Annotated in this window: 14 protein-coding genes and 4 pseudogenes; 5 read left to right on the top strand and 13 right to left on the bottom strand. The window is 35.0% G+C overall.

The window, feature by feature from the left end; genetic code table 11:
* Positions 1 to 10 precede the first annotated feature (10 nt).
* The 3 genes and pseudogenes from HED61_RS17000 (at position 11) to dfrG (ending at position 2,378) form a co-directional block, all read left to right on the top strand.
* Positions 11 to 73: pseudogene (locus HED61_RS17000) on the top strand (tetracycline resistance efflux system leader peptide).
* A 33-nt stretch (positions 74 to 106) separates the two neighbouring features.
* On the top strand, positions 107 to 1,483 hold the full coding sequence (gene tet(L) / locus HED61_RS03560; protein ID WP_001574277.1) for a tetracycline efflux MFS transporter Tet(L): 1,377 nt from the start codon (positions 107 to 109) through the stop codon (positions 1,481 to 1,483).
* Positions 1,484 to 1,880: 397 nt separating this feature from the next.
* Positions 1,881 to 2,378, top strand: coding sequence for a trimethoprim-resistant dihydrofolate reductase DfrG (gene dfrG / locus HED61_RS03555; RefSeq protein ID WP_000868795.1), 498 nt, complete (start codon positions 1,881 to 1,883; stop codon positions 2,376 to 2,378).
* Positions 2,379 to 2,449: 71 nt separating this feature from the next.
* On the opposite strand, the pseudogene HED61_RS03550 reads toward dfrG, so the two are convergent.
* From HED61_RS03550 to HED61_RS03490, 13 genes and pseudogenes are all read right to left on the bottom strand, one after another.
* Positions 2,450 to 3,733, bottom strand: a pseudogene (locus HED61_RS03550) (insertion element protein); the annotation flags it as partial.
* Between the two features lie 54 nt (positions 3,734 to 3,787).
* On the bottom strand, positions 3,788 to 4,468 hold the full coding sequence (locus HED61_RS03545; protein ID WP_185080512.1) for an IS6-like element IS1216 family transposase: 681 nt from the start codon (positions 4,466 to 4,468) through the stop codon (positions 3,788 to 3,790).
* 268 nt (positions 4,469 to 4,736) lie between these two features.
* A complete protein-coding gene (gene gtfA, locus HED61_RS03540) occupies positions 4,737 to 6,197 on the bottom strand; it encodes a sucrose phosphorylase (RefSeq protein ID WP_002335326.1) in 1,461 nt (486 codons plus the stop codon).
* Positions 6,194 to 7,414 carry an alpha-amylase family glycosyl hydrolase gene (locus HED61_RS03535; protein ID WP_002342361.1) on the bottom strand — a complete coding sequence of 407 codons (1,221 nt, stop codon included), beginning with the start codon at positions 7,412 to 7,414 and terminating at the stop codon, positions 6,194 to 6,196. The genes gtfA and HED61_RS03535 overlap by 4 nt, the downstream gene beginning before the upstream one ends.
* Before the next feature lie 60 nt (positions 7,415 to 7,474).
* Positions 7,475 to 9,658, bottom strand: a complete 2,184-nt coding sequence (locus HED61_RS03530) for an alpha-galactosidase (protein WP_002343072.1) — start codon at positions 9,656 to 9,658, stop codon at positions 7,475 to 7,477.
* Between the two features lie 39 nt (positions 9,659 to 9,697).
* Positions 9,698 to 10,528, bottom strand: a complete 831-nt coding sequence (locus tag HED61_RS03525; RefSeq protein WP_002343071.1) for a carbohydrate ABC transporter permease — start codon at positions 10,526 to 10,528, stop codon at positions 9,698 to 9,700.
* An 11-nt stretch (positions 10,529 to 10,539) separates the two neighbouring features.
* The gene (locus HED61_RS03520; RefSeq protein ID WP_002290370.1) at positions 10,540 to 11,412 is read right to left on the bottom strand and encodes a carbohydrate ABC transporter permease; all 873 of its coding nucleotides are present in this window, start codon (positions 11,410 to 11,412) and stop codon (positions 10,540 to 10,542) included.
* 9 nt (positions 11,413 to 11,421) lie between these two features.
* Entirely contained in the window at positions 11,422 to 12,681 is a 1,260-nt protein-coding gene (locus HED61_RS03515; RefSeq protein WP_029486207.1) for an extracellular solute-binding protein, read from the bottom strand.
* Positions 12,682 to 12,829: 148 nt separating this feature from the next.
* Complete coding sequence (gene melA, locus HED61_RS03510) at positions 12,830 to 14,140, bottom strand: alpha-glucosidase/alpha-galactosidase (protein ID WP_002329911.1); 1,311 nt, start codon at positions 14,138 to 14,140, stop codon at positions 12,830 to 12,832.
* Positions 14,141 to 14,171: 31 nt separating this feature from the next.
* Positions 14,172 to 14,995: pseudogene (locus tag HED61_RS03505) on the bottom strand (carbohydrate ABC transporter permease).
* Between the two features lie 15 nt (positions 14,996 to 15,010).
* Positions 15,011 to 15,907, bottom strand: a pseudogene (locus HED61_RS03500) (carbohydrate ABC transporter permease).
* Positions 15,908 to 15,989: 82 nt separating this feature from the next.
* Positions 15,990 to 17,255, bottom strand: a complete 1,266-nt coding sequence (locus HED61_RS03495) for an extracellular solute-binding protein (RefSeq protein WP_016853349.1) — start codon at positions 17,253 to 17,255, stop codon at positions 15,990 to 15,992.
* 136 nt (positions 17,256 to 17,391) lie between these two features.
* Positions 17,392 to 18,417 carry a LacI family DNA-binding transcriptional regulator gene (locus HED61_RS03490; protein WP_002338088.1) on the bottom strand — a complete coding sequence of 342 codons (1,026 nt, stop codon included), beginning with the start codon at positions 18,415 to 18,417 and terminating at the stop codon, positions 17,392 to 17,394.
* 347 nt (positions 18,418 to 18,764) lie between these two features.
* On the opposite strand from HED61_RS03490, the gene HED61_RS03485 reads away from it, so the two are divergent.
* Positions 18,765 to 19,445, top strand: a complete 681-nt coding sequence (locus HED61_RS03485; protein ID WP_060815326.1) for an IS6 family transposase — start codon at positions 18,765 to 18,767, stop codon at positions 19,443 to 19,445.
* Between the two features lie 166 nt (positions 19,446 to 19,611).
* Positions 19,612 to 20,067: a VOC family protein gene (locus HED61_RS03480; protein ID WP_060815327.1), complete on the top strand. Its 456-nt coding sequence runs from the start codon at positions 19,612 to 19,614 to the stop codon at positions 20,065 to 20,067.
* Positions 20,068 to 20,077: the final 10 nt, after the last annotated feature.

Raw genomic sequence — 20,077 nt, 5'->3', positions numbered from 1 at the left:
GGAATTAATTATGAAGTGAAATGAATGTAACAGGGTTCAATTAAAAGAGGGAAGCGTATCATTAACCCTATAAACTACGTCTGCCCTCATTATTGGAGGGTGAAATGTGAATACATCCTATTCACAATCGAATTTACGACACAACCAAATTTTAATTTGGCTTTGCATTTTATCTTTTTTTAGCGTATTAAATGAAATGGTTTTGAACGTCTCATTACCTGATATTGCAAATGATTTTAATAAACCACCTGCGAGTACAAACTGGGTGAACACAGCCTTTATGTTAACCTTTTCCATTGGAACAGCTGTATATGGAAAGCTATCTGATCAATTAGGCATCAAAAGGTTACTCCTATTTGGAATTATAATAAATTGTTTCGGGTCGGTAATTGGGTTTGTTGGCCATTCTTTCTTTTCCTTACTTATTATGGCTCGTTTTATTCAAGGGGCTGGTGCAGCTGCATTTCCAGCACTCGTAATGGTTGTAGTTGCGCGCTATATTCCAAAGGAAAATAGGGGTAAAGCATTTGGTCTTATTGGATCGATAGTAGCCATGGGAGAAGGAGTCGGTCCAGCGATTGGTGGAATGATAGCCCATTATATTCATTGGTCCTATCTTCTACTCATTCCTATGATAACAATTATCACTGTTCCGTTTCTTATGAAATTATTAAAGAAAGAAGTAAGGATAAAAGGTCATTTTGATATCAAAGGAATTATACTAATGTCTGTAGGCATTGTATTTTTTATGTTGTTTACAACATCATATAGCATTTCTTTTCTTATCGTTAGCGTGCTGTCATTCCTGATATTTGTAAAACATATCAGGAAAGTAACAGATCCTTTTGTTGATCCCGGATTAGGGAAAAATATACCTTTTATGATTGGAGTTCTTTGTGGGGGAATTATATTTGGAACAGTAGCAGGGTTTGTCTCTATGGTTCCTTATATGATGAAAGATGTTCACCAGCTAAGTACTGCCGAAATCGGAAGTGTAATTATTTTCCCTGGAACAATGAGTGTCATTATTTTCGGCTACATTGGTGGGATACTTGTTGATAGAAGAGGTCCTTTATACGTGTTAAACATCGGAGTTACATTTCTTTCTGTTAGCTTTTTAACTGCTTCCTTTCTTTTAGAAACAACATCATGGTTCATGACAATTATAATCGTATTTGTTTTAGGTGGGCTTTCGTTCACCAAAACAGTTATATCAACAATTGTTTCAAGTAGCTTGAAACAGCAGGAAGCTGGTGCTGGAATGAGTTTGCTTAACTTTACCAGCTTTTTATCAGAGGGAACAGGTATTGCAATTGTAGGTGGTTTATTATCCATACCCTTACTTGATCAAAGGTTGTTACCTATGGAAGTTGATCAGTCAACTTATCTGTATAGTAATTTGTTATTACTTTTTTCAGGAATCATTGTCATTAGTTGGCTGGTTACCTTGAATGTATATAAACATTCTCAAAGGGATTTCTAAATCGTTAAGGGATCAACTTTGGGAGAGAGTTCAAAATTGATCCTTTTTTTATAACAGGAATTCAAATCTTTTTGTTCCATTAAAGGGCGCGATTGCTGAATAAAAGATACGAGAGACCTCTCTTAAGTAGTTCAGTTTTGGAGTACAAAATGACAAAATGTACTTCAAAATGGACTACTTTTTTCATTTTAACTTACATACCAAATTACATACAAAATGATTTATAAAATGCAATTGAAAATGATAATTGAATGAAAATTTGTGATTTTGTGGTATTATGATAATATAACTTATAGAAAAAATTGCTTATTCAACTAACGGGCAGGATAATGAGAAAAGGTTTTTTGATAGAAATAAGAAATTAGATGGTAAATTAGTTAAAAAGGCTGTGTTATAAATGAAAGTTTCTTTGATTGCTGCGATGGATAAGAATAGAGTGATTGGCAAAGAGAATGACATTCCTTGGAGGATTCCCAAGGACTGGGAATATGTTAAAAATACTACAAAGGGACATCCGATAATATTAGGTAGGAAGAACCTTGAATCAATCGGAAGAGCCTTACCTGACAGAAGAAATATTATTCTGACGAGAGATAAGGGGTTTACCTTTAATGGTTGTGAAATTGTTCATTCAATAGAAGATGTTTTTGAGTTATGTAAAAACGAAGAAGAAATTTTTATTTTCGGAGGAGAACAGATTTATAATTTGTTTTTCCCTTATGTTGAGAAAATGTACATCACAAAAATACATCATGAATTCGAAGGAGATACTTTTTTTCCAGAAGTGAATTATGAGGAATGGAATGAGGTATTTGCCCAAAAAGGGATAAAGAATGATAAAAATCCGTATAACTACTATTTTCATGTATATGAAAGAAAAAACTTATTGAGTTAACGGGTGCGTTAATTGAAGAAGAACAGTAAAGATAAAGCACAAGAGCTTGGGATTACTCCAAGCTCTTTTTGTCATTTGAAATAAATTATATCTTTCCAATCAAATTGTTTATCTGTAATCCCTAATCTTTGAGCAGGTGTCAAAACCTTTTTATCCGCTGATTTAAAAGGGCGACAAAAGTTGTAGTAAGTTCTTAGAATTGTAATCGCAAATTGAGCATACTTCGGATTGAAGTTAGCGTAAATATAGCTCTTCTTATCACCACGAGCTGTTGTTAATGGTCTTTCAAGAGATGATATATAACGTCTTATCTGTTGAATAAAGCTATTGGTCGAATGGTCATTAACATTTAATAGCATCTTTGCGATTTCGTTTGGTTCCAGAGCAGATAAATCCGTTCTACAATCAACTGAATAAAATCCTTTATCCTTAGTGGCTAATGGATGTTTGATAGGGTTATCGGCATATTTGCGATATCTTTCTCCATCTTTACTAATAGCCTCTTCGTGGAATTGATGACTTGTTAGTAATTCAGTTAGATAATGAGATGCCAAAGTCCGTAGAAACTTTGTTTTGAATCCTCTGATATCTCCCCAATCGAGCAGTTCTGCTTTTGCTTGTCCGAATTCTTTTAAGCATTGTTTTCTGCTTTTCGTCTTGTTAACTTGGCAAATAAAATGATGTGCATCGCTCAACCTTAATTCTTTCGTGAATACTCTATAAAAGGCGTTTCTAATAGAGAAGTCATCATCACTAATCATTCGCCATTCGTCGGCATTAACCATTTGTTTAATTAACCAATAGTGAGCAGTTGTAGTATAAGGAGCATCAACATTTAAACCATCGACAAATCTACTCCTATTAGTAATTTTCCCTAATTCGTGAAGATAAGCATTCCTATTTTCGCTATCGTTAGCGGATGGTTCTTGTGGATAATAAGACCAATCTAACCTATCATTTTTACGACTAAAAGTATTGAGATGGTCTTCTTTGAATTTTCTTGTATCTTCATTTAATTCATCCATTGAAATATTCCAATCATAGGCAACATCAGAACGGAACACATATCTTGATAAGACCTCAGCAGATACAACTATATACGTTTGCATATTAAGGTCTTCAAACCCCGTATATTTCTTTGAACCTTGTCCTTTCTTACGGACGTTATTTAGGTAGTAGTGCATCTTGTCCGTATTAAGCCACATCTCGTTAAATTTCTTTGTTTGAAGGGGTTGTGTCTCATATCGTTCTAAAAACTCCAAACAACGCCTATACAGCCACTCCAGCTTATGATAGTAGGTTCCAACTCCAATTCCTAAAATATCACAAGTACGACTGACTGAAACCCTTCCAACGGTTCTGTTGCAAAGTTTTAAATAAAGAATAAAATCCCTTACGGTATCTATGATTTAAGCTGGGATTCCCAATAATACCTTGATTTCAGTACAGACCGAAAACCCGAAGAGAGTGCCTTCTTTTCGGGTTTTCTTATATAATCCTCGAATGGCTTCCATGCCTTTAATCGTGGTAGAGGCAGTGCGTAAACTTCGATAGAATTTATTGCGTCTCTTTACTGGACGATGGTCTTGTTCAATCAAATTATTCAGGTATTTAATGGTACGATGTTCTGTCCCTTGATAAAAGCCGTATTCTTTTAGTTTCTTAAAGGCACTTGTAATAGAGGGGGCTTTATCTGTGACTACAACCTTCGGTTCATCAAACTGCTTCACTAACCGCTTAAGAAAAGCATAGGCTGCTTGTGTGTCCCGTTTTTTACGTAACCAAATATCCAAGGTTAAACCATCTGCATCGATGGCTCGATACAAATAATGCCATTTTCCTTTAATTTTGATGTACGTTTCATCCATTTTCCATGAATAAAAGGATTTTTTATTTTTCTTTTTCCAAATTTGATAAAGTAGTTTGCCATATTCTTGCACCCAACGATAAATCGTAGTATGACAAACATTTATTCCACGATCATATAAGATTTCTTGAACTTCACGATAGCTAAGGTTATAACGAAGATAGTAGCCCACGGCTACAATAATCACATCCTGCTGAAATTGCTTTCCTTTAAAATGATTCATCGTCATTCCTCCTGCTATCTTTTTCTATTATTCTACCTTATTTGATAGTAGATTTAAAACTTTGCAACAGAACCGTTTTTTACGATACGAATTGTAATCAAAAATACATTTTTGGGAGTTGACAGAAAGTTTTCCTAATTTTATGGCAGAAAACCATTTATTAAATGCTGTATTTGTTTTATACTTATCCATGTATGAGTCCTTTTTATTGGTCTTGGATAAGTCATCCAAGTGCTAGTATAAAGGATTTTTTGTTCTATGGAATAGGTTAAAATTTTAATGCAACACTAGTGAAAATTTTTATATCTTTAGACTCAATGATAAATTCTTTCGTATCCAAGTTAGCCGTTAATGTTGCACTATCACTACCGTTTTTATTTTTACGTGTAATCACTATTTCTGATTCTGATGGCGTTGCTACTTCAATCGTTCCATCCAAATCAAACGCCGCAGATTCATTTCTAAATTTTAAAAGTGCAAATAATTGTTGAATCACTGGCCGTTGCACTTCTTCTTCAATTTCGGCTAAATCATAGTAATGACGATTAATATTACGCCCTTCTTTCGTTGCTTCCAACAGTTCAATATCATTTTTTCCTGCTAATAACCCAACGTAATAAATTTGTGGAATCCCTGGCGCAAATACTTGAATCGCACGTGCTAACAGATAGCTACGGTCATTATCGCCTAATGCACTATAATAGGTGCTGTTAATTTGATAAATATCTAAATTATTGTAATTGGCACTTGAATAGACCTTCTTCACATTCGCCCCGACTTTATACAATTCCTCAGAGGTGTAATCCAATTCTTCATCTGTTAATAAATCACGAGCGTCCACAACACCAATTCCATCATGCGTATCCAATGTTGTAAACTGCTTCATCGGACTCATTTTCAACCAATTGGCTAAACGTTCTGATTTTCCACTATAAAGTGAATACAGAGTGACCATTGGCAAGGCGAAGTCATAGATATAATAATCATGATTGGCAATTTTCATTTGAATGGAATAATGCTCATGGATTTCTGGTAATAATTCGACGTCATATTTCGCTGCTTCTTGACGCACTTCGTCTAAAAGTTCCCAAATATCTGGTTCCACGAAGAAATCATTGGTATCTAATTTTTTAATCGCATAAGCAAACGCATCTAATCGAATTAAAGAACAGCCATGGTTCGCCATATCTTTGATGGTTTCTCGAATAAATTCTTTCACAACTTCTTTGGTCACATCTAAATCAATTTGTTCTTCCCCAAAGGTATTCCAAACCTCTTCTGTCGTACCATCCGCAAATTCTACCGTTTGAAACGGCGCTTTGTCTTTACGCTTGTAGATTAAATCAATATCTTCTTGTGTTGGTCGATTTTCTGGGAAAAATTCATGAATACGGATAAACATTTCTTTGTATGGTGACTGCTCATGGTTTTTTTTGAAATCTTGGAAAAATTTTGATTCACGAGAAATGTGATTAATCATAAAATCAAACATCAAATAATAATCTTCACCTAATGCTTCCACATCTTCCCATGTTCCAAGAGCTGGATCAACTGTCGTATAATCACTCGGCGCAAAGCCTCGATCACCTGTCGATGGAAAAAAAGGCAACAGATGTACACCACCAATAACACCTTGTAAATGTTTGTCTAAGACTTGTTTTAATTCGCCCATGTTTTTTCCTAAACTATCTGCATAGGTGATGAGCATTGCTTCGTTTTTAATTTTCATAATTGTCCTCCATAATTAGCTAATACAATACTTTCAAACGGTCGTAAACGCAATTTTCGACTTTGATCTAATAAAACATCTTCATAATTATTGATTAATACTTGTTGGTACTGTTCATCTACATAATATTCTTGTTCTGTTGCTGTAACGTTTAAGATAACTAATACGATTTTATCTTCTAATTGGCGTTCATAAAGCAAAATATGTTCATTTTTATCTTTCACTGGTAGAAATTGTCCGTAGATTAGCACGTCTTTGTATACACTATTTTTTCTTAATTTAATTAATTGATGATAATAATTGAATACCGACTGTTGATTGGTTAACTGAGCTTCTGCATTGAGTTCTGGATAATTAGGATTTACTTTTAACCATACATTATCAGAAGTTGAGAATCTGGCATTTTTTTGCGTATTCCATTGCATAGGTGTGCGAGAATTATCCCGACTTCGTTTATTGACAGCTTTCAATGCTTGCTCTGGTGCCAATCCATATTCTAATGCCCGTTTATACTGAGAATGCGTAGCTACATCATCAAAATCTTCTAATGATGCCATTTCTATGTTGGTCATTCCTAGTTCTTGTCCTTGATAAATAAAAGGGGTACCTCTTAGTAACATAAAAAGCGTCGCCAACATTTTTTTACTATAATCATTGATCCATTCTTCTGGAATATATTTATTAATTGAACGTGGTTGATCGTGGTTTTCTAAATATAAGGCGCCCCAACCTTTATCTTGCGTAACTAATTGATTCGTAAAAATATTGGTACGCATATCCGTCCATGTCCATTGGCTATCTTTAAACCATTCACCAGTTTCAGGTACATCAATATCCGTATAACTAAAATCAAAAACCATCGAATAATAGCCATCTTCACCAATATATTCATCTAAACGTTCATTAGGAACATCGGCTTCTGCTACCGTCATACTATTATGTGGTTTAAATGTCCGCTCTCTCATTTCTTTTAACCACACTTCAATGCCCGACTGATTAAGAATCCAGGGCCCAATGAAGGCTAACCCATCTTCTCCATCAGATTCAAAGATGCCATACTCTAGTTTTTTTTTGATGTTTAATATCGCATCGATTCTAAATCCGCCTAGTCCTTTATCTAACCAATAGTTAATCATTGCATAGATTTCTTCACGTACTTCTTCATTTTCCCAATTCAAATCAGGCTGCTTTTTAGTAAATGCGTGTAAATAAAACATATTTTCTTCGTTTGGAATGAGTCTCTTTTGGTGTTGCACTTATATTGTAAATTCAAGCTACTATATCTGTTTCAAATAAAAGCGTTGTGTCGCATAATCACCATGTAGTTCTGAGTCAATATAAAAACCGAGATTCATCAATTCATCGCCAGCAAATGTTACATCTTCCATTTGATAAGTTGCTTCTTCTGCTAATCCTGCTAATTTCAATGTGACTAATGGATGCGCAGCTTCTGCTAATACTCGGAAATAAAAGACCATGGCTTCTGTTTGGTCTTTTGAGACAAACATCCATGCAGTATCATTGCCTTCAAACGGACTTTCCAAGCGATAAAAAGTTCCATATTGCAAAAGTTGGCGATGCTTTTTATAAAAGGCAACTTGTTCTTTAATTTCTGCTTTTTCTTCAGAAGTTAATTGCGTTAGATCTAGCTCATAACCAAAAACACCAGCCATCGCAGCATTGCCACGAATAGTTAAACTCGTTTCTCTTCCTGTTTGATGATTTGGGACTGCTGAAACATGCGCACCCATACTTGAAATTGGATACACTAAGCTGGTTCCATATTGAATTTTCAGACGAGCCACGGCATCGGTATTGTCGCTCGTCCAAGTTTGTGGCATGTAATACAAGAAACCTGCATCAAAACGACCGCCTCCACCCGAACAACTTTCAAATAAAATAGTTGGATAATTCGTTGTTAACTTTTCTAAAAATTCATATAACCCTAACATATAACGATGAGCCACTTCACCTTGCATCGTTGAGTCCAACAAGACAGAATAGACTTCTGTCATATTTCGATTCATATCCCACTTCACATAATCAATCGGTACACGATCAAAAATCGCCGTCATTTGTTGATAGATATTATCACGAACATCTTGTCTTGAAAAATCAAGAACATATTGATTTCGACTAATTGAGCGGTCACGACCTGGAATACCCAATGCCCAATCTGGATGTGCTCGAAATAGTTCACTATCTTCAGAAATCATTTCCGGTTCAAACCAAATCCCAAATTTCATCCCGTTATCATGCACTTGCTTGGCTAAATTTTCCAAACCACAAGCAAGTTTGCCTTCTGTTTCAACCCAATCACCTAATGAAGTGAAGTCATTTTCACGACCGCCAAACCAACCATCATCTAAAACAAACATTTCAATGCCCAAGTTCTTCGCATCATCGACAATATTCATGATTTTTTCTTCGTTAAAATCAAAATACGTTGCTTCCCAGTTGTTGATTAACGTGGGACGTTCTTGTAAACGATAGTTTCCACGAATTAAACGGTGATTATACAATTCATGATACGTCTGTGATAACGTATTCAGACCTTCATTACTATAAACCATCACGACTTCTGGCGTTTGAAATGAGTCGCCAGTTTTTAGTTGCCAACCAAAATTAAATGAATTAATTCCCATAATGACCCGTGTTTGGTCAAATGGATCTTTTTGAATCACCGTTTCGTGATTACCGCTATAAACTAAATTAAATCCATATGCCTCTCCTTGAAATTCATCTGTTTTGGCATCTACTAAAGCAACAAACGGATTTTGTTGATGGCTGCTTGATCCGCGTTTACTATCTAATACTTTTATCCCTGTGTGAATTTTTTCTCTAGTCATTTGACGTTCTCTTGCCCAGGTACCATTTAAATGAATTAACTCGAGTGGACGATTTGAAAAATCAATTGATTGACTAGCTAAGCGGTTAATCTCCACTGTTTCATCACTATTATTTACTAATTGCGTAGAACGAATAATTACACTGTGATTTTGATAAATTGTGTAGAACAACTGTAAAGTCAATCCACTAATCGCGTCTTTCAATTGAATAATCAGCGTTTCAGCTTCATCATCATCTTCCGTATATAAGGCTGGCAATCCCGCTAAGCTGGGCTTTCCTTTTTGAATTTCGTAGCTATCATAACGAAAATCATTTACACGACTACCGTTTCCTAATTTAATATTATGCGCCGGTTCTCTAAAATCACCATGTCCATATCCTGGAAATTCTAATGGTAATGTATCTAAAGATAATAAACGATCTTGTGCATTTGCATTGTTGGGTGAGAAGGAACGATCTGTTCGGGGGTAGCGATACCCACCAGAATAGTGCGTAATCTTTTTTCCAAAATAAAGATGCGTTAAATAATTATTTTCTTCGATTCCTAATAGATAGCTAATTTTTTTATTTTGTAAATGAAATGTTTGTGTGTGATTGTCAAATATAATCATAAGTTTATGAACTCCTTTATAATGAGAATAATTTATTGGTTATTTCACTGCTCCATTGCTCATTCCAGCTATAATACTTCTTTGGAAAGCAAGATAAACTAGTGTAATCGTGACAATTCCTACTGTATAGGAAGCAAAACTTGGACCATAGTCGTTAAAATATTGTCCCGTATAATTATATTGAAACAATGGTAGTGTCCACATATTAGACTCACGATTTAAAATTAATAATGGTAGCATGAAATCATTCCAAAACCATAGAGCATTAAGAATAATAGTCGTCGCATGCATTGGTTTTAACATTGGGAAAACAATTTTGAAATAAGTTGTAAAGTGACTAGCCCCATCAATTTCAGCAGCCTCATCCAGACTGATAGGCACATTTAGTTTAATAAAACCAACATATAAAAATAGTGTCTGTGGTACGGCATAAGTGAGATAGAGTAAGATTAATCCCCACATATTTGCTAAACCAATTTTACTCATCATAACGGTAATCGGAATCATAATTACTTGGAAAGGAACAAAAATTCCTAAAATTAAAAATAAATACATCAATCCGTATGCTTTCCCACGAGTCATTTTTCTTGCTAGTGAATAAGCAGCCATAGGAATAATTGCTGTCACAGCAACTACTGCAATGATTGTGATGATTGCCGAATTCCAAAAGTAATGACCAATTCCATCCGCTAACAATCTTCGGAAATTTTCCAAAGTCGCTGGATTAGGAAAACGAAAGAAATTATTCATAATATCGGGTGTTGTCTTAAATGAACCGAATAGCGTTGAAACTAAGGGAACTAAAATCATGAAGCCCCCTAATAATAAAAGCAAGTATTTAGAAATATTTTTTTCTTTTGATGTTTTCATTGGGAAACCTCCTAGATTTCAAATTTTTTCGATAATTTTAATTGTGCCAGTGAAACAATCCCAATTAAGATAAATAAGACTAAAGCAATAGCATTCGCATAACCAAACTGATTGTTTTTAAAAGCATAATTATAAACAAGTAACCCCAAAGATGTTGTGGCATCGCTTGGTCCACCACCAGTTAAAGCAAAAATTTGATCAAATGCTGTTAAGCCACCTTTTAATGCCATAATAAATACCATTGAAATACTTGGTAATAAGTAGGTGATTTCAATATTCCAAAAAATTTGCTTATCATTCGCCCCATCCATTCTAGCAGCTTCAATAATTTCTTGTGGAATACTTTGAAAACCCGCTAAGAAAATGATGACTGGCATGGCAATTCCTTGCCAAAGTAAAACAAAAATTACTGCAAAAATCGCTCCCCATGTTGTTCCTAAAAGACTGGTTTGTAAAAATTCAATGCCTAACATACTACCAATTTTTGGTAAACCATAGTTAAAAATTTGTTTAAATACTAAGGAAACAACCACGCCCGATAAGACCGCTGGAAAAAAGAACCATGCTCTAAAGAATGTTTTCCCTTTAATATTTGCGTTCAACGCCCGCGCAATCAAAATACCAAAACCAATTTGTCCAGCAATCATGCAAAGCGTCACAATTAAAGTGAAGCCAATCGATTTGATAAACTTCGGATCAGAAAAAAGAATCTTATAATTGTTCAAACCCACAAAATCAAAATTATAAGTCAGACCAGTCCAATTAGTTAAACTGTAAAAAGCACCTTGAACCATTGGAAAGTAGAAAAAAATCATCTGCAAAATAATTGGAATTGCTACAAAAATGATTGCCCAGTAACGATTTAAAATTTCTTTTATTTTCATTTTATTTTCCTACCTTCCGTCAGCTTTCATTGGATTAAAGAAAGCATTTAATGCGTTAATCATGGCTTTTTGATTGCCATTGTGTAAATAATTTGTTGTTAAGGTATAAAAATCATTTTCACTATTCCAATCTTTGGCTAACCAAACTAAATGACGATCAGTAAAAGCAAGTTCAGTTAAACCACTTAATGGTGAATCCTGAGTATTCTCGATAACGCCCTCAACAGCACACGGTGCACCATCTACATCATAATATTTCTGCATCGCTTCAGGTGTTGTCATATATTCTACAAAACGTTTGGCTTCTTCTTTATGTTGAGAAGTTGCAGAAACTGATAAGGCTAGGTCTCCTGCGCCAATCGTTAGACTTTGACCTGCTTCATCTGCTGGAAAAGGAAAAGTTCCTACTTCAAAATCTGGATTTTGTGAATGAATCATCGGCATTGCCCATGAACCATTCGGCATAATCAACGCATCACCTTTTGTAAAAGTAACTACTGTATCGTTATAACCGGCACCTTGCCAGTTGTTTTGCAAAGCTTTTGGTTCTCTTAACAAATCTAATCGATTAAAATCTTTTTGCATTTCTTTGCTTTCAGCATTAATTCCATTAACTTCTGAGAAACGCCAAACATTGTTCGCTTCCTCTTCACCACCAGCAGCAGTCGCTAAAGCTAGTTGGTGATAACCATTTAAAGTCCAGCCTTCTGCTCCTGCAATCGCAAACGGTACTTTGTTTTGATCTTTAATCTCAGCTACTATTTTTTCAAATTCTGCCCAAGTTTCTGGTGCTTGAATTCCCATTTCCTCAAAAGCAGTTTTGTTATAGTAAAAACCATAGACATTAGCGGTTAATGGTATGCTATATACACGATCCTCAATAGCAAAACGTTGTGCATATCCATTTTTGATATTCTCTAAATACGGTTCTTCGGTTAAGTCCTCTAAATAACCAGCTTTCGCCCATTCTTTCAATTCTATACTTTGAGGATAAAGATTAATGACATCTGGTACATCGCCTGCAAGCATACGTGTTTTAATTACTTCACCAGCATTCGGTACATCCACAACTTTTACATGAATATCAGGGTTTTTTGCTTCAAAATCTTTAGCAATCTCCTGAATCGTTTGAGTCATTTCTTTTTTTTGATTAAAAAACTCTATTTCTACCTTACCGCTTGCATCTTCCTGATTTTTTCCACAAGCAGTCAAAGAGATCGTTGCTCCTAGTGCTATACAAGTTAAAATGATTTTTTTAGACCACTTCATTTTATGCTCCTCCTTATACAATTTGAATGCGTTTTCTTTTTTGTTAACACTAATGTAACTGTTTACTAAGTGTTTTGTCAATATTTTTACTAAATTTAACTAAGAAAAGAGTAAGGAATTGAAAATTCCTTACTCTTTCAGATTCTTTTTAATTATATTCAGGTAAATAGTCCCCATGTGCTTCGATTAAATCATCCACTAAATTTTTGATATCTGTTAAAGACAATTCAGATGATAGATGTGGATCTAAATACGCTGCTTGATAAATTTTTGATTTATCTAGTGTTAAAGCGGCTTCTACTGTCAGTTCTTGAACATTGATATTCGTCCGATTTAAAGCAGCTAATTGTGTTGGCAATTCACCGACATAGGTTGGTTGCACGCCATTTTTATCGACTAAACAAGGTACTTCCACACAAACATCTGTCGGTAAGTTTGTGATTAAGCCTTTATTTAAGACATTTCCTGCAATCACTGACGGAGTTCCTGTCGTAATAGAATCCATGATATATGAAGCATATTCACGGCTTCTCGTATGTGTTAACTCCCCATTATTTACAATGTCCTCTCGCATGCTTTCCCAATCATTAATTTGTTGTTCACAACGACGTAAGTATTCATCCAACGGAATCCCTAATTCGTCAATCAATTCTGGGTATTTTGATTTAATAAAGTATGGATGGTATTCTGCATTGTGTTCACTTGATTCTGTAATATAGTAACCAAAACGTTTCAACAATTCAAAACGTACAGAATCTGGATGTGGATTTGGTTTTTCTGCAGCTAACTGACGAATTGTTGGATAGAAATCTTCCCCATTTTTTGTAATTTCCAACAAGAATGCCATATGATTAATGCCTGCAATTTTCCATTGAAAGTCATTTAAGTCATATTGATCGGCTATTCCTAAATGCTCAAACAATTCTGGTACGCATACTTGAACGCTATGACATAAACCAACAGTCTTAATACTCGTCGCTTTTAAAACACCCATGGTTAACATCGCCATCGGATTTGTATAGTTCAATAACCAAGCATTTGGACAAACTTCTTCCATTTCTTTAGCAAAGTCTAACATTACTGGTAGTGTCCGTAGGGTTCTAAAAATCCCACCAATCCCCATGGTGTCACCAATAGTTTGTCGCAACCCATATTTTTTAGGAATATCAAAATCAATCACTGTTGAAGGTTTATAACCACCCACTTGAATAGCATTGATAACAAAATCAGCCTCTCTTAACGCTTCTTTGCGATCATAATAAGAAACAATATCAGCACGATTTTCATTCGAATTTTTATTAATATTTTTAAGCATTAAATTTGATTCTTTTAGTCGTTTTTCATCAATATCGTACAATGCAATATGTGCATCTTGTAGACTTGGAGTTAACATCGCATCGCCTAATACGTTTTTTGCAAAAATAGTACTTCCTGCACCAATAAATGTAATTTTTGTCATGTACTTACTCTCCAATCACTAATTAATAGTTTTATAATTTACCACCTGTTGTAGCAATTCCTTCAATGAATTTTCTTTGGAAAACGATGAATATCACAACTATTGGCCAAATTGCTAATAACGAACCTGCCATTAATTGTGGGAAGTTCGTGGCATATTGTCCTTGTAAGTTTGCTAATCCCGGAGCTAAAGGCATCTTATCAATTGAAGTATTGACAATCAATGGCCACATTAAATCTTTAAATGCAAACAACGCTGTGAATATTCCAAGTGCAACCAATTCTGATTTAGCAAGCGGCAACATAATTTTGAAAAAGATCGTCCAAATATTGGCACCTTCTAAATAGGCCGCTTCCTCCAATTCATCAGGTAAACCTAAGAAAAATTGTCTTAATAAAAACGTACCAAACGCACTAACTACCCTGGTAATATTAATGCTGGAATTGTATTTAAAATACCCAATTTTTGTGCTAATAAATACTGTGGAGTAATAAAAATGGAACCGGGAATCATCATTTGAATAAGTACTAAGCTGAAAAAGATATTTTTCCCTGGAAAACTTAGACGCGCACAAGCATATGCAGCCATTGCTGAAAATAAAACCGAGCCAATCACTCGTCCAACAACCATTAAAAATGTATTGATATAAAAAGCCATGAATGGTAATAAATCAAGTACTTGTTGATAGTTACTTAGCTGAAATTTCTCAGGGAAAATTGTAGGTGGAATTTGGGTAGATTCAACCAACGTTTTCCCTGAAGTTAAAATCATCCAAATAAAAGGTAATGCCATTGCAATACCACCTAAAATAAGCATGATATGGATTGGCGCATTTGAAAAAAATTTATTTTTCATAATTTGATAGCCTCCTTAATAGTTTACCCACTTTTTCTGCAACTTCATTTGAATTGCAGTAATAATTAATATAATCACTAAAAGGAACATAACGATTGCCGAACCATATCCCTTGTCATTTAAAATAAATGAATGTTTATAGAATAAATAGGCTAATGATTGTGATTTAAACATGGCGGTACTATTAGGAGTAATCATCATAAAAATAACATCAAATACTTGGAAAGCATTGATAACTGTTGTTACAACTACAAAAAATAATGTTGGTGTAACTAATGGTAACGTAATGTTGAAAAACTGCTGGATTGGACTAGCACCATCAATTTCCGCTGCTTCATAATAATCTTTAGGAATTTCTTATAAGCCGGCTAGTAATAACACCATGTTATAACCAATAGCACTCCAAACTCCTACAATGATAATAGAATAAATCGCAATCGATGGATCCGTTAACCATGCTGGTCCATCGAGACCTATTTTAGCCAACATGTTATTAATCAGTCCATAATCATTATTGAACATCCAGCGCCAAATCATTGCGACTGCGGATGGTGCAGCAACGACTGGTAGAAAATAAATTGTCCGATAAATCGACAATCCTTTAACTTTTCTATTCATTAAAACTGCCACCAACAAGGATAATACAACAATACTAGGTATCGAAACCACTGCATAAATTAATGTGTTTAATAAAGACTGAAAAACTTCACCGTCTGCAAACATTTTTTGGTAATTTCTTAATCCGACCCATTCAGTATCACCGAACCCTACCGTTTTTTGAAAACTTAAAATTGCTGTTTGAATTGCTGGCCATATATTTAATAAAATTAATCCTAATGCCGTTGGAAAAATAAAAATATAGCCCCATATCACTTGATCTTTACGATATTTTCCAAAAATTCGATTTTTCATAATATCCCCCTTTTTGGTATTCATCCATTAATATACAGACGAAATAGAATCCTTTCGCCTGTATATTATATAATTAACTAATTTAATTTCCGCTCAATATCGCATTGACTTCTTTTTCAATTTGAGCGGTTCCATCTTCAACAGTTACTTCACCAGACAGAATACGGTTAATAATTTGAACTTCTGCTTGTTCAGCTCGTAATCCATCTTTATTGTATGGACGAGGGACTCCATACTCCAACATTTTTCCAAAAGCACTCAAATCAATTGTATCTGAAGAAGCAGCCCACTCGTCTTCAAAGCCTTTTAGTGCTGGGATTGATGCCCCCGTTTCCGCTTGGATTTTATTGGCGTCCTCACTAGCTAAAAATGCCATTAGTTTTTTCACTTCTTCTGGGTATTTTGTATTCGCACTGGCAGCCCAACCAAGTCCATTTGTAATTGTTGCATTAACTTTTCCCTTAGGTAACACGGCAGAAGCAACATTTTCAACTAGATAGTCATTTTTCAAAAATCCCGGTGCAAACCAGTTTCCTTCAATCATCATTGCTAATCTACCTGATTGAAAACGACTTAACTTATCAGGATCTTGTAATTCTGTAATTGTTGGTGAAGCATGATCAACAAGTGCAATATCTCGATAAAAAGCTAAAGCTTCTTGTGCTTCTGGGGTATTCAAACCTGATTTTGTATTGTCATCGGCAAATACTTCTCCCCCATTTTGATAAATAAATGGCCAGTAGCCAGTCTCTGTTCCAATATGTGATGCAAAACCATAGATGCCTTTTGATTCATCTGTTAAATCAATTGCAGCTTGTCTGAGTGTTTCCCATGTCCATGTTTCATCTGGATAATCGACACCTGCATTATCAAATAATTCTTTGTTGTACCATAGCCCCACTACAGAAGCATCTTTAGGGATTGCGTATAGTTCGTCTTCAAGCGTATAGAAATCAGCAATTCCTTCAGTAAAGTTTCCCATGTCAATATCATTTTCTTTGATAACATCATCAAGTCCCATCAAAGCATTCTGTGACATATATTTATAGGATTCGCTAGAGTGCATGGTTACTACATCTGGCATATTACCTCCCGTTGTTGCAGCTTCTAATTTAACCCAATATTGATCCCAAGGCGTTGTCTCCATTTCTACTTTGATATCAGGATTTTGTTTTTCAAATTCATCTAACATTTTTCTTAGTCCTGGAGCTTGGTCAGTATCCCAACTCGCATAGCTTAAAGTTACTTGCCCGTCTTTAGAATTACTATCTCCCCCACCACATGCTGCGAGTAATGTCCCAGTTAAAACAGCTATCCCTGTTAAAGCTATTTTTTTGAAATGTTTCATCTTAATTCCTCCTGTTTTGAATGCGTTTTCTTTTTGTTAACAACACCATAACTGTTTACTTAATGTTTTGTCGAGATTTTTTACTAAAAATATTAGTAAACAAAAAAGTAAACACCCTTTTTTGGATGTTTACTTTTTAATCGATATTTTTTTCACTTTCTCTAACAATAATATTATTAGAAACAATCACTTTGATCGAAACATTTCTAACTTCTTTTATTCGTTCATTAACCATGCGAACTGCTAGTTTTCCAATTTCTTCTGTATTCACATTCACCGTATTTAATGCAGGTGTTAAAAATTCAGCAACTTCAATATTATCAAAACTCACAATCGAAATATCTTCTGGAATATGTAGACCATTTTTTTGAAGTGAACGATAAACCCCCACAGCAATAGGATCATTTCCTACCATGATAGCAGTCGGCAACTTATCTTTAGCATGTTTTTTCAAAAGTAAATCTGCTGCCTGCATTCCGTCAAGTGTGGTCCAGCCTTCTAAATAAATTTGACTATATTTTTCTAATCCTTTTTGTTTCATCCACGTCTCATAGGCTATTTTTCGATAATCATCATCTGACACGTGTTTATTTCCTTGGCTATCTAAACGAACACGTCCTCCTCCGATAAACGCAATGTTTCGGTGTCCTTTTTTATACAATCGATCTAAATGCTGATTCGTTGCTTTTGTTAAATCAGTATAAACTGCATCTACTTCAGCTTCAATACTAGGGTCATCAATCACTACGACATTCGAATTAATTGCTGATACTTCTTCAATCACAGAAGATAGCACCTGCCCAATAATCAACACACCTTGACATTTTAGCAAATCGTCTTGCTCCAACGGTGTTTCTGACAAACGAATAATTTTCTTCAAATTGACTTTGCTTTGTTCTGCTTCGACTTGAATCCCTCTGCGAATCGTTCGAAAATAGGGATCTTCCAACTCATCTACTTCAGAAACTGTCGTTATTAATGCAATATTTGTTAAATTTTTTGCAACGGGACTTTTTTTGACATAATGATAAAAATTAACCGATTCTGCAATCTTTCGTTTGGTTTCATCGGTTACTGAAAGTGTCGGATCCTCATTTAGCACGCGCGATACTGTTGCAATGGACACACCCGCCCGTTTTGCAACATCCCTAATTCCTACCATAATAGCTCCTCTTTTCATATTTGAAAGTGTTTACTAAAATATAATCATACATTTTGAAAATAAGCAAATTTCGTTAAAAATAGGCACTGTAATCATAATTAAAAACAAGAAAAAATATCCGAACAATTTAGAGTAAATAATGCTAATTCTAGTGAATTTGCGACGAGGAACTGCTAGATCACAGTTCATTCTCTCTATCGTTCGGATATTTTATTGTTAACTATACTTATTTCACAGAGCTTTTTTATTTGATTTTGTGAACAGAGTCTCGAGGGTTCTGTTGCAAAGTTTTAAATCTACTATCAAATAAGGTAGAATAATAGAAAAAGATAGCAGGAGGAATGACGATGAATCATTTTAAAGGAAAGCAATTTCAGCAGGATGTGATTATTGTAGCCGTGGGCTACTATCTTCGTTATAACCTTAGCTATCGTGAAGTTCAAGAAATCTTATATGATCGTGGCATTAACGTTTCTCATACAACGATTTATCGTTGGGTGCAAGAGTACAGCAAAGTCCTCTATTATCTTTGGAAAAAGAAAAATAAAAAATCCTTCTATTCATGGAAAATGGATGAAACGTACATCAAAATTAAAGGAAAATGGCATTATTTGTATCGAGCCATCGATGCAGATGGTTTAACCTTGGATATTTGGTTACGTAAAAAACGGGACACACAAGCAGCCTATGCTTTTCTTAAGCGGTTAGTGAAGCAGTTTGATGAACCGAAGGTTGTAGTCACAGATAAAGCCCCCTCTATTACAAGTGCCTTTAAGAAACTAAAAGAATACGGCTTTTATCAAGGGACAGAACATCGTACCATTAAATACCTGAATAATTTGATTGAACAAGACCTTCGTCCAGTAAAGAGACGCAATAAATTCTATCGAAGTTTACGCACTGCCTCTACCACGATTAAAGGCATGGAAGCCATCCGAGGATTATATAAGAAAACCCGAAAAGAAGGCACTCTCTTCGGGTTTTCGGTCTGTACTGAAATCAAGGTATTATTGGGAATCCCAGCTTAAATCATAGATACCGTAAGGGATTTTATTCTTTATTTAAAACTTTGCAACAGAACCACATTTCTTGTTGGATTCTTTCTGTTTTTTTCATATTCTCCTCCAAAGGTGTCATGAAATGAAACCATTAACTGTTACAGTTAGTTTATCATAGAGAAAAGGAGAATTGATTTTGGCATCCATCGATGTAGCACTTTTTTTGACCTTAGAAGGAAAAGGAACAGAAGCACTGGCTTTCTATCAGGATATTTTTGATGGAAAACTATTATTTAAAATGACGTTCCAAGAATTTAAAACCCAATTGGCTCCCGATACTGTGATTGAAACTGGCACCGAGCATTGGCTTTCCCACGCAGTACTGCAAATAGGCCAGACGCAAATGCAGTTGACAGATCAACCCATTGATCCTAGGATTCCTTGCCAGCAAGGAAATACCTTGTCATTGAGTGTCATTACGGATACGATCGAAAAAGCACAAACCATTTACGAGAAATTGAGCCAACACCAATTGAGCAAGATCTATCAGTCTCCTATTCAAAATGAATTTGCGGACTTCTACGCCATCTTGCAAGATCCGTTTGGTCTGGTCATTCAAATCACCAAAGAAAAAACACTTTCTGATGAGTAGGAGGAAAATC

Source organism: Enterococcus gallinarum, assembly GCF_021496385.1.
GTDB classification, from domain to species: Bacteria; Bacillota; Bacilli; order Lactobacillales; family Enterococcaceae; genus Enterococcus_D; species Enterococcus_D gallinarum.
This window is presented reverse-complemented; position numbering and strand designations above follow the sequence as displayed.